Below are 12245 nucleotides of genomic sequence, written 5' to 3'. Positions count from 1 at the left end.
CCACGGCGTCGAACAGATCACGACCGATCGACACTGGGAGAGGACATACCGAGCGATGGAGCTTGCAAGTATGAAGTTTCGGGTCGCTCGCGAGGATTTCGCGGAATCCGTCGCCTGGGTGGCCCGTAGCCTGCCGTCTCGCCCGCCCGTGCCCGTCCTGGGCGGTGTGCTGCTGGTGGCCGACGAGGACGGCCTCACGGTCTCCGGATTCGACTACGAGGTCTCCGCGCAGATGCGCGTCGCCGCCGAGGTGGCCGGCCCGGGACAGGTGCTGGTCTCCGGTCGTCTGCTGGCCGACATCACCAAGGCGCTGTCCAACAAGCCGGTCGACGTCTCGGTCGACGGCACCCGGGTGCTGATCGCGTGTGGCAGCGCCAAGTTCTCGCTGCCGACCATGCCGGTCGAGGACTATCCCCAGTTGCCCGAACTGCCGCCGCAGACCGGCGAACTGGGTGTGGATCTGTTCTCCGAGGCCGTGGGCCAGGTGGCCGTCGCCGCCGGGCGCGACGACACGTTGCCGATGCTGACCGGCATCCGCGTCGAAATCGAGGGCTCCCAGGTGGTTCTGGCAGCCACCGACCGCTTCCGCCTGGCGGTGCGGCATCTGGAGTGGCAGCCCGGCCGCCCGGATGTGGAGACCGCGGTCCTGGTCCCGGCTCGCACGCTGTCGGAATCGGCGAAGACGCTCGGAGCCTCCGACGCGCCCGTCCAGCTGGCCTTCGGCAACGGGACCGACGGACTGCTGGGGATCGTCAACGGCGGCCGCCGGACCACCACGCGACTGCTCGACGCGGAATTCCCCAAGTTCCGCCAATTGCTCCCCAAGGAGCACACCTCGATCGCGACCCTGCAGGTGAGCGCACTGATCGAGGCCATCAAACGTGTGGCCCTGGTCGCCGAGCGCGGCGCCCAGGTGCGGCTCGAATTCTCCGACCAGGGCCTGCAGCTGTCCGCCGGAGGTGACGACGCCGGTCGCGCCGAGGAGTGGCTGGAGGCCGAGTTCCGCGGTGAGCCGCTGACCATCGCGTTCAACCCCAGTTACCTCAACGACGGCCTGTCGGCGCTGCATTCGGACCGGGTGACCTTCGGTTTCACCACACCCAGCCGCCCCGCGGTGATGTGCCCGACCACCGACGACGAGCCGGAGCTTTCGGAGTCCGGTGCGTTCGCGGCGCTGTCGAGCAACTACATCTACCTGCTGATGCCGGTTCGTTTGCCCGGCTGATCGATTCGGTTCCGATCCTCCCCGCCTCGCCGGCCACGATACGACCGGCGAGGCGGCACTCGTTCAACCCGACCTGTGGAGATGTTGATAAACCTGTGAAAAATCCCGGGCGCGTGTGCATTTCGACCCGTCCGTCACAAAGTGCCTGGTGACGGCGGGTTCATCCATGCACATTCGAACGCTCACGCTGCGCGATTTCCGCTCCTGGGAGCATGCCGACCTCGAATTACCCACAGGCAGAACCGTTTTCCTGGGGGCCAACGGCAACGGTAAGACCAATCTCGTCGAGGCCGTCGGTTATCTGTCCACACTCGGTTCCCACCGGGTTGCCGGCGATGCCCCGCTGATCAGGTTGGGGCAGCAGCGATCTCGGATCGGCGCCACCGTCGTCAACGGTGGCCGCGAACTGCGCATCGATGTGGAGTTGAATCAGGGCGCCGCCAATCGCGCTCAAATCAATCGGTCACCGGTCCGCCGCACGGGCGAGATCCTCGGAATTCTCCAGACCGTGTTGTTCGCGCCGGAGGATCTAGCGCTGGTCCGCGGCGACCCGTCCGAACGACGCCGTTTCCTGGACGAACTGGCCACTGCCCGGCTGCCGCGGCTGGCGGCGGTGCGCTCGGATTACGACCGTGTGCTGCGGCAGCGCTCCGCGCTGCTGAAAACAGCGGGGCGACAGGCGCGTTCGCGTTCGGGCGCGCCGGCCGAACTGAGCACCCTCGACGTCTGGGACGGGCATCTGGCCGCGCACGGTGCCGAACTGCTGGCGCAGCGGCTGCGGCTGGCGCACGAGCTGCACCCCTATCTCGAGCAGGCCTACCGGTCCATCGCCCCGGAATCGCGGACCGCGGCCATCCGCTACCGCAGTTCCGCGCTGCCCGAGGAGTTCCTCGATCCACAGCGTTCTCCACAGTCCGACGATGTCGAGGCGCTGGAGGCGAATATGTTGAGCGAGTTGGCATCCGCGCGCGGCAAGGAACTCGAGCGCGGGGTCTGCCTGGTCGGCCCGCATCGCGACGATCTGGATCTGATGCTCGGTTCGGCACCCGCGAAAGGCTTTGCCAGCCACGGGGAATCGTGGTCGTTCGCCTTGGCCCTGCGACTGGGCGCCTTCGAACTGCTGCGCAGCGCGGGGACGGATCCGGTCCTGCTGCTCGACGACGTCTTCGCGGAATTGGATCGCCGCCGCCGCACCGCATTGGCGGCGGTGGCCGCGGGCGCCGAACAGGTCCTGATCACGGCCGCGGTGCCCGAGGACGTGCCGCCGGAACTCGAGGCGAATCCGGTCCGGGTCGAGACCGACGGCGTGGCGGACGGGCGGACCTCGCACATCGTCGAGCCTCCGTCCCTCACGGACGAGGTCCGTGCGGACGAGCCCACCGAAGGCCGGCACATCGGGTGACGCCGATCGGCGCACTTGGGCCGAATCGCCCCGGGCACAAGGGGCGCGAGTTGTCGGACCCAGCGGCTAGCCTTGCCGCAACGCAGTGACAGGACGGGAAAGGAGTCGAAGGTGGCTGCAGAACCCGGGCGCGAAGACGGCTCCCCGCCGTCCGCCGGCCCCGAACCGGAACTGCGTGGTGTGGACCTGGCTCGTCGTGCCCTGGAGGAGGCGCGCGCTGCGGCGCGTGCCAGCGGTAAGGCGGTCGGCCAGGGGCGCGCATCACCGCGTAAGGGCGGGGTTCGAGCACTGCGCCGGCGTTCCGGCTGGTCCGGTGCGCGGCCCGACGAGCGGGATCCGCAACTGCTGTCCGCACTGGCCGGGTCGCTCGCCAAGAGTCGCGGGTGGTCCGGAAAGGTCGCCGAGGGAATGGTTTTCGGCCGGTGGTCGGCCGTGGTCGGCGACGACATCGCGGCACACGCCGACCCGGTATCGCTCACCGACGGCGTGCTGAGTATCCAGGCCGAATCCACCGCCTGGGCCACTCAGTTGCGAATGCTGCAGTCGCAGTTACTGGCGAAGATCAATGCCGCGGTCGGTCAGGGCGTGGTCACCTCGCTGAAGATCAGCGGTCCCGCCGCGCCGAGTTGGCGCAAGGGTGAGCGTCATATCAAGGGGCGGGGTCCGCGCGACACCTACGGCTGATCCGCGGGCGCCGAGTTTCACGTGGAACCGGTGCGCAGTCCGGCGCCCGGCGGAACCACATCGGCGTAACTTCGCGCCGCGGGATCCGAGTGCCCGTCGCTTTCGCTGAGGCTCGCGGGAGCGGGTTCGCCCATAACCCGACCCGGCGGCGACCGATTTCACGCACTCACGACGCTCTCAGGGGTGTCATAGGTGCATCCTGTGCCGGGGGTACCAGTAAGATGGAAGAGTAACTAGCGGCGATACCTTCGGCGCGTTCCGTGCAGCACGCGCGAGGACCCGTAATTCTCGAGCAGTTCGAACATCTCGAGCAGAGGCCATACGGGGCTCGGTCTGTGTGTGTTGTCCGACGTCGCATCGAGGGATCAGCAAGTAAGGAGAGCTACCGAGCAGTGGCTGCCAACGACTCCAACGCAAGCGGCTCGTCCAAGGCGAAAGCGGGCAACAAGGACTACGGTGCCTCCAACATCACCGTTCTCGAGGGACTCGAGGCGGTCCGCAAACGCCCCGGTATGTACATCGGTTCCACCGGTGAGCGCGGTCTCCACCACCTGATCTGGGAGGTTGTGGACAACTCCGTCGACGAGGCGATGGCCGGTTACGCCAGCCGAGTCGACGTGACGCTGCTGGCCGACGGCGGCGTCGAGGTCGTCGACGACGGCCGCGGTATCCCGGTGGCGATGCACGCCACGGGTGTGCCCACCATCGAGGTCGTCATGACCCAGCTGCACGCCGGCGGCAAGTTCGACTCGGACGCCTACGCCGTGTCCGGTGGTCTGCACGGTGTCGGTATCTCCGTGGTGAACGCGCTGTCCAGCCGGATGGTCACCGAGATCGACCGCGACGGCTTCCATTGGAGCCAGGAGTACAAGGACGCCAAGCCCGGCAAGCTCGTCAAGGGCGAGCCCACCGACCGGACCGGCACCACGCAGCGCTTCTGGGCGGATCCGGACGTCTTCGAGACCACGACCTACAACTTCGAGACGATCTCGCGCCGGTTGCAGGAGATGGCCTTCCTGAACAAGGGCCTGACCATCACCCTCACCGACCAGCGGGTCAGCGAGGCCGAGGTCACCGACGAGGTGGTCAGCGAGACCGCCGAGGCGCCCAAGCACGACGAGGGCACCGCCGCGCCGCCGGAGCCGAAGGTCAAGACTCGCACCTACCATTACCCGGGCGGGCTCGAGGATTTCGTCAAGCACATCAACCGCACCAAGCAGGCGATCCACAACACCGTCGTCTCGTTCACCAGCAAGGGCACCGGCCACGAACTCGAGGTCGCGATGCAGTGGAATTCGGGTTACTCCGAATCCGTCCACACCTTCGCCAACACCATCAACACCCATGAGGGTGGAACCCACGAAGAGGGCTTCCGCGCGGCGCTGACCACCGTGGTCAACAAGTACGCCAAGGACAAGAAGCTCCTCAAGGAGAAGGACGGCAACCTCACCGGTGACGACATCCGCGAGGGTCTGGCCGCCATCGTGAGCGTCAAGGTCAGCGAGCCGCAGTTCGAGGGCCAGACCAAGACGAAGCTCGGCAACACCGAGGTGAAGTCGTTCGTCCAGCGCACCTGCAACGAACATCTCGCGCACTGGTTCGAGGCCAATCCGGCCGATGCCAAGACGATCGTGCAGAAGGCGGTGTCCTCCGCGCAGGCCCGCGTCGCCGCCCGCAAGGCTCGTGAGCTGGTGCGGCGCAAGAGCGCCACCGATCTGGGCGGGCTGCCGGGAAAGCTGGCCGACTGCCGGTCCAAGGATCCGAGCAAGTCCGAGATCTACATCGTCGAGGGTGACTCCGCCGGTGGCTCGGCGAAATCCGGTCGCGACTCGATGTACCAGGCGATCCTGCCGCTGCGCGGAAAGATCATCAACGTCGAGAAGGCGCGTATCGACCGAGTCCTCAAGAACAACGAGGTCCAGTCGATCATCACCGCCTTCGGCACCGGTATCCACGACGAGTTCGACATCTCGAAGCTGCGGTATCACAAGATCGTGCTGATGGCCGACGCCGACGTCGACGGCCAGCACATCTCGACCCTGCTGCTCACCCTGCTGTTCCGCTTCATGCGCCCGCTGGTCGAACACGGGCACGTGTACCTCGCCCAGCCGCCGCTGTACAAGCTGAAGTGGCAGCGCTCGGATCCGGAATTCGCCTACTCGGACCGCGAGCGCGACGGTCTGCTGGAGGCCGGTCTGGCCGCCGGTAAGAAGATCAACAAGGACGACGGCGTCCAGCGCTACAAGGGTCTCGGCGAGATGAACGCCAAGGAGCTGTGGGAAACCACCATGGATCCTTCGGTGCGTGTGCTTCGTCAGGTGACGTTGGACGACGCGGCCGCGGCCGACGAGTTGTTCTCCGTGCTGATGGGTGAAGACGTCGAGGCGCGTCGCAGCTTCATCACCCGCAACGCCAAGGACGTCCGCTTCCTCGATGTGTAACCGGTGCTGCGCGGTCTGCCCGCGCGCCCGTCACACCGCCCAGGCCTGTTAAGGAGAATTCATGACTGAGACCACCCTGCCGCCCGAAGGTGGTGCGGGCGACCGGATCGAGCCGGTCGACATCCAGAACGAAATGCAGAGCAGCTACATCGATTACGCGATGAGCGTGATCGTGGGCCGCGCGCTGCCCGATGTGCGCGACGGCCTCAAGCCGGTGCACCGGCGCGTGCTCTACGCGATGTACGACAACGGGTATCGGCCCGACCGCGGTTACGTGAAATCCGCGCGTCCGGTCGCCGAGACCATGGGTAACTACCACCCGCACGGCGACGCCTCGATCTACGACACCCTGGTGCGCATGGCGCAGCCGTGGTCGCTGCGGTATCCGCTGGTCGACGGCCAGGGCAACTTCGGTTCCCGCGGTAACGACGGTGCCGCCGCCATGCGGTACACCGAGTGCCGGCTCACTCCGCTGGCGATGGAACTGCTCCGTGAAATCGATCACGAGACGGTCGATTTCACGCCGAACTACGACGGCCGCTCCCAGGAGCCCGTGGTTCTCCCCAGCCGGGTGCCGAACCTGTTGATGAACGGGTCCAACGGCATCGCCGTCGGTATGGCGACCAATATCCCGCCGCACAATCTGAACGAGCTGGCGGAAGCGATCTACTGGGCGCTGGACAATCACGACGCCGACGAGGAGACCACTCTCGCCGCGTGCATGGAGCGCGTCAAGGGACCGGACTTCCCGACCTACGGTCTGATCGTCGGTAGCCAGGGCATCCACGACGCCTACACCACCGGGCGCGGTTCCATCCGGATGCGCGGTGTGGTCGAGATCGAGGAGGACAATCGCGGCCGCACCACGATCGTCATCACCGAGCTGCCGTACCAGGTCAACACCGACAACTTCATCAACTCGATCGCCGAGCAGGTCAAGGACGGCAAGATCGCGGGTATCTCCGATATCCACGACGAATCCTCCGACCGCGCGGGTATGCGGATCGTGGTCACGGTCAAGCGCGATGCCGTGGCGAAGGTGGTGCTGAACAACCTCTACAAGCACACCCAGCTGCAGACCAGCTTCGGCGCCAACATGCTGTCGATCGTCGACGGCGTACCGCGCACGCTGCGGCTGGATCAGATGATCCGGCTCTACGTCGACCACCAGTTGGAAGTTATCGTCCGGCGCACCCGTTACCTGCTGCGCAAGGCCGAGGAGCGGGCCCACATCCTGCGCGGCCTGGTCAAGGCCCTGGACATGCTCGACGAGGTCATCGCCCTCATCCGGCGTTCGGCCAACACCGACACCGCGCGCACCGGCCTGATGGAACTGCTCGAGATCGACGAGATCCAGGCGACCGCCATCCTCGATATGCAGCTGCGGCGCCTGTCGGCCCTGGAGCGGCAGAAGATCGTCGACGAATTGGCCCGTATCGAGGCCGAGATCGCCGATTTGAAGGACATTCTGGAGAAGCCGGAACGTCAGCGTGCCATCGTGCGCGACGAACTGGCCGAAATCGTCGAGAAGTACGGCGACGACCGCCGCACCAAGATCGTCGCGGCCGACGGTGACGTCGCCGACGAGGATCTGATCGCTCGCGAGGACGTCGTGGTCACCATCACCGCGACCGGCTACGCCAAGCGCACCAAGACCGACCTGTACCGCAGCCAGAAGCGCGGCGGCAAGGGCGTGCAGGGCGCCGGCCTCAAGCAGGACGATCTGGTCAAGCACTTCTTCGTGACCTCGACCCACGACTGGCTGCTGTTCTTCACCAACCTCGGCCGGGTCTACCGGGCCAAGGCCTACGAGCTGCCCGAGGCCAACCGCACCGCGCGCGGCCAGCACGTGGCCAACCTGCTGGCGTTCCAGCCGGAGGAGAAGATCGCCCAGGTCATCCGGATCAAGACCTACGAGGACGCCCCCTACCTGGTGCTGGCCACCCGCAACGGCCTGGTGAAGAAGTCGAAACTGACCGACTTCGACTCCAACCGCACCGGTGGCATCGTCGCGGTGAACCTGCGCGACGGTGACGAATTGGTCGGCGCCGCACTGTGTTCGGCCGACGAGGATCTGCTGCTGGTGTCCGCGCACGGACAGTCGATCCGGTTCACCGCCAACGACGAGGTGCTGCGTCCCATGGGCCGCGCCACCTCGGGCGTGCAGGGTATGCGCTTCAACGCCGACGATGAGCTGTTGTCGCTCAATGTGGTTCGGGACGGCACCTATCTGTTGGTCGCGACCGCGGGCGGATACTCCAAGCGCACCGCGATCGAGGAGTACACCGCGCAGGGCCGCGGCGGTAAAGGTGTGTTGACGATTCAGTACGACCCGAAGCGTGGCAGTCTGGTAGGAGCGCTCATCGTCGACAACGATGACGAGCTCTACGCCATCACGTCCGGCGGCGGTGTCATCCGGACGGCGGCGAATCAGGTACGCAAGGCGGGCCGGCAGACCAAGGGCGTGCGTTTGATGAACCTCGGCGAGGGCGATACCTTGCTCGCGATCGCGCGTAACGCCGATGAGCCCGACCAGGTTTCCGGGGAAGAAGAGGCCTGAGGCTCGGATTAGCGTTAGGTTCTGGAAGCGGTAATTTCTCCACAAGCAGCGGCGCCACGACGGATCGAAGGATTCTGCATTGACCACTCCGAATCAGCCGAACGACGAGCGAAACCACGCCAACGGTGTGACCGAGCGGATCGCACCGTCACCGATTCCGCCGCGGCCTGCGCCGCGGTCCGGGTCGTCGGCCGACAACGGCTCGGGTAGTTCGCCCGCAAACCCCGAGTCGCAGGGCGATTCCGCGAAATCCGGCGCTGCGGCGCCGGAGGCCGCCGAGGCCGGTGAGGGTCGTGGTGGTTCTCGCTTCGAGGAGGGTTGGTCGCAGCTGCCGCAGCGGGAGCCGCAGTCGAATCTGAATCGCCCCGGCCAGGCTCCCGTGCAGGGCCGGGCGAACCCCCAGACCGGACTCGGCGGCGGGGTGAAGAACGCCCGTACCACCACCGACCTCGCGGCCAAGGCGGCGCGCAAGGAAGCGGCGATGGTGAAATCCGTCGGCATCGACGGACCGACCCGCAGCATCGCCCGCCCGGAACTGATCAAGGATCTGCCCGATCTGTCGGATCTGCGGCATCCGCTGCCGCAGGCGGACGCCGGTGCGGCACAGTCGGTTCCGATGGCGGCGAAGACCGCGGCGCCGACCGTCTCGCCGGCCGCGCAGGCGGCGGTTGCCCAGGCGGTGACCAGCGGTGAGCCGTTGCGCGCGACCGTGCAGGTGCGCCATATCGACCCGTGGTCGACGTTGAAGGTGTCGCTGGTGATCAGCGTCGCCATGTTCTTCGTGTGGATGCTGGCCGTCGGATTCCTCTACATCGTGCTCTCCGGCATGGGTGTGTGGGACCGCCTGAACAGCACCTTCACCGACATGGTGAACGACAACAACTCCTCGGCGACGACGATCATCGACGCCGGCAGCGTATTCGGATACGCGGCCGTCATCGGCCTGATCAACGTGGTGCTGTTCACCGCGCTCTCGACGGTGGGTGTCTTCATCTACAACCAGTGCACCGATCTGGTGGGCGGGGTGCAGGTGACGCTGGCCGATCCGGACTGACGCTCCGCGACGAACGGCCGGCCGGTTCTCACCGGACCGGCCGTTCGTGCTTTACGGGTGCTTTGACCAGCCGTTTTGGAGAGCAATCGGGGGGTTGTGTAGACTCTACCGAGTCAGTCACGACAGCATGTCGAGTCGAGACGAACACTACGGGCCTATAGCTCAGGCGGTTAGAGCGCTTCGCTGATAACGAAGAGGTCGGAGGTTCAAGTCCTCCTAGGCCCACATTCGCATACCTGGTCGTCGACGACGGCCGAGGGGGCCTTAGCTCAATTGGCAGAGCACTGCCTTTGCAAGGCAGGGGTTAGGGGTTCGATTCCCCTAGGCTCCACCACACAGACTGGCCGCTCAGGGCGCAGAAACGTATCCTGAGCGTGAACGGCGTCAGTACCCGCCGTCAGCAGCCGGTTACCAGCGGTCGGTAACAGGACATCTCGCGAGATGTCGCCTGGAACCGACCGGAGGTGACAATGCCCACCCCCCGACCCCGTCCCCGCGCGGACGGGACCGTCGCGTGGCAAGTGCCGTTCAACATCTACGTCGATGGCCGCCGACGTCAGAGTTCTGAGACCTTCGACGACCCCGCCGAGGCGACGCGCTGGGCTGCGCTGCTCGAACGCGTCGGCGTCGAGGAAGCACTCAAAATCCTCGACGTCCAACGAGGAACCCACGTCGAATACCTGACGCTGACCGAATGGCTGCGCCGCTACGCCGACACCCTCACCGGGATCGAACCCGAGACCCGCAAGCGGTACCACCGCTACATCGACCGCGACATCGCCGATTTCATGGGCTATCTGCCCCTCGGCGCGATCACGGCCGAGACCGACAAGTCCTGGGTGGTGCACCTGGAAGAGGAAGTCGGCAACAAGCCCAAAACCATCGCGAACAAACACGGCTTTCTCTCGGCGGCGATGAGCGCGGCCGCCGCGGTGCGCCCGACCCCGCTGATCGCCTACAATCCATGCGCCGACACCCGGCTGCCCCGCAACGACGCCCCCGAGCCCGACTATTTCGACGACGCCGAGTGGGAGCTGTTCGAGCAGCTGATGCCGCCGCGCTGGCGTGCCCACGCGGAGTTCGCGCTGATGTCGATGGCCCGCCCCAGCGAGGTCACCGCTCTGCGCGTCGGCGACATCAACCGCCGCACCGGCGCCGTGCGGATCACCAAGGCGTGGAAATGGGCAGGCGGCACGCTGAAACTCGGCAAACCCAAGTCCAGCCGGGGAATCCGAACCGTCAACGTGCCCTTGGAAACCCTCGACCGGCTCGACCTGAACCGCCCCCGCGATCAGCTGCTGTTTCACACCGCCACCGGAAACCCCATCAGCGTCACCTACTTCTACAAGAAGGCGTGGCTGCCCGCCTTGGGGCCGCCGGGCACGAGTCGGTCGCCACCACCGACAAACGCTACGGCCACATCGACCGCCGGGCCAGCGAATCCGCCGCCGACGTCATCCGCCTGCATCTGCCACGCGTGCGAAACGCCGGCCTGCGCCCCGTCGCCTGACCGCCCCCGATTCATTTCATCGACGGATATGAAATGCAATGAAACGAAATGGAATTCAATGCCACAGCCCATTGATCTCCACGCCCGCAAACGCAGCACGCGAACCGGGTGCGGCTATCCCGGCTGCACTGCCGAGCCCGAGGCGGCGACCCGGCGTCCGGGCCGCCCCTTCGCCTACTGCGCTGATCCCGACCACAACGCACAGACCGCGTTGCGCGCCAAAAGAAAACACGCCCAGCAGCAGACCCGCGAACCCGCCACCCCGAGCCTGCGACCGGTCACCGACGGCGCAATGACGGTCGCGGGTTTGTTGAGCGAGGCCGCGCGCCTGCGCGACGAGTTGTCCGCGATCGTCAGCGACAGCGCCGACATGCTGGCCACCATCACCGGTGCCGAGGCGATCGATCGCGAAATCGCCGACATCCGGCGTGAGGCGGCGGTCAAGATCGCCGCCGCCGAGCAGGCCCAATCGGCCGCCGAGCGGGCACTGGCCGAGATGACGGCGCAGCGTGACCGAGCCGCCGAACTGGAAACCCTGGCATTGCAAGCGGCCGACGAGGCCGCCGCGCAAGCCTCGCAGGCCCGCCTCGAGAGCGACCAAGCCCGGACCGACGCCGGGGCGAGAATCGCAGGGGCCGAGAAGGATCGCGACAGCGTCTACACCGAGGCAGAGCAAGCGCTGGCCACGATGCGCCGCGAATACGATGCCGCGCGCACCGCGCAAGCACGCGCCGAGGCAGAAGCAGACGTCATCAGAGGTCAGGCCCAGGCCGCCGCCGAGGAGAACGCGGCATTGCGACGACAACTCGCCGAGCAAGCCGACAGACAACGCCAGCAGATCGAGGCGCGCGAGCGCGAGCACTCGCGGGCCATCGCTGCGGCCCACGCCATGGCCGACCGCGCCGCCCGGGAACAACGCCGACAGATCGACTCGATCCTGCGGGCACACCAGCCTTCCGCGGTCGCCGCGGCCGACGTCGCCGAGGCAGAGTAGAGGCAGAGTAGGGGAGCGCACGGGCGCGTGTGCACACTCTGTGCACAGGCGCGTTCACCGACGTGGAGTTACACCCAGCAGCGCGGTTTGTGCACAGGGCACCGAGGTATCGGTGGCATGTGCTAAACGCGCAGATTTGATTGGTGAACAGGCCTTTTCAATCGGGAGAGCAGTCGCGAACACGCTTAAGTCTGAGAAAGCGACACGTCCGAGGTCTCGCATAGAGTGCGGCGTACGGACCCGCCCAGAACCATCGGCAGACCGGAAAACAGCGGGCCCTGAGGCAACAGGCGGGGCCACTCAACACCCATCCACTCTGCGACACGAAGGGGCTCGGCGACCTCAGCCCGGTGAGCCGCTGCCGGTACGGTCAAC

Annotated in this window: 7 protein-coding genes and 2 tRNA genes; all 9 read left to right on the top strand. The window is 66.4% G+C overall.

Annotated elements, in window-relative coordinates:
• Positions 1-55: 55 nt before the first annotated feature.
• The 9 genes from dnaN to IG65_RS34455 all read left to right on the top strand — a co-directional run bounded on the left by dnaN (position 56) and on the right by IG65_RS34455 (position 11870).
• Positions 56-1225: a DNA polymerase III subunit beta gene (gene dnaN, locus IG65_RS0107195; protein WP_030514045.1), complete on the top strand. Its 1170-nt coding sequence runs from the start codon at positions 56-58 to the stop codon at positions 1223-1225.
• Between the two features lie 166 nt (positions 1226-1391).
• Positions 1392-2627, top strand: coding sequence for a DNA replication/repair protein RecF (gene recF, locus IG65_RS0107190; protein ID WP_030514044.1), 1236 nt, complete (start codon positions 1392-1394; stop codon positions 2625-2627).
• 111 nt (positions 2628-2738) lie between these two features.
• Positions 2739-3311, top strand: coding sequence for a DUF721 family protein (locus IG65_RS0107185; RefSeq protein ID WP_030514043.1), 573 nt, complete (start codon positions 2739-2741; stop codon positions 3309-3311).
• Between the two features lie 392 nt (positions 3312-3703).
• Positions 3704-5752, top strand: a complete 2049-nt coding sequence (gene gyrB / locus IG65_RS0107175) for a DNA topoisomerase (ATP-hydrolyzing) subunit B (RefSeq protein WP_030514042.1) — start codon at positions 3704-3706, stop codon at positions 5750-5752.
• Positions 5753-5813: 61 nt separating this feature from the next.
• Positions 5814-8312: a DNA gyrase subunit A gene (gene gyrA / locus IG65_RS0107170; protein ID WP_030514041.1), complete on the top strand. Its 2499-nt coding sequence runs from the start codon at positions 5814-5816 to the stop codon at positions 8310-8312.
• Positions 8313-8391: 79 nt separating this feature from the next.
• The gene (locus IG65_RS0107165; RefSeq protein ID WP_030514040.1) at positions 8392-9366 is read left to right on the top strand and encodes a DUF3566 domain-containing protein; all 975 of its coding nucleotides are present in this window, start codon (positions 8392-8394) and stop codon (positions 9364-9366) included.
• Between the two features lie 151 nt (positions 9367-9517).
• Positions 9518-9591: transfer RNA gene (locus IG65_RS0107160), tRNA-Ile, on the top strand.
• Between the two features lie 33 nt (positions 9592-9624).
• Positions 9625-9700, top strand: a tRNA-Ala gene (locus IG65_RS0107155).
• A gap of 187 nt (positions 9701-9887) precedes the next feature.
• Positions 9888-11870, top strand: a complete 1983-nt coding sequence (locus IG65_RS34455; RefSeq protein WP_036523616.1) for a hypothetical protein — start codon at positions 9888-9890, stop codon at positions 11868-11870.
• Positions 11871-12245: the final 375 nt, after the last annotated feature.

This window comes from Nocardia sp. NRRL WC-3656 (assembly GCF_000720265.1).
In the GTDB taxonomy this organism is placed as follows: Bacteria; Actinomycetota; Actinomycetes; order Mycobacteriales; family Mycobacteriaceae; genus Nocardia; species Nocardia nova.
Note: the sequence above shows the minus strand (reverse complement) of the source record. Positions and strands in the feature narration are given on the sequence as shown.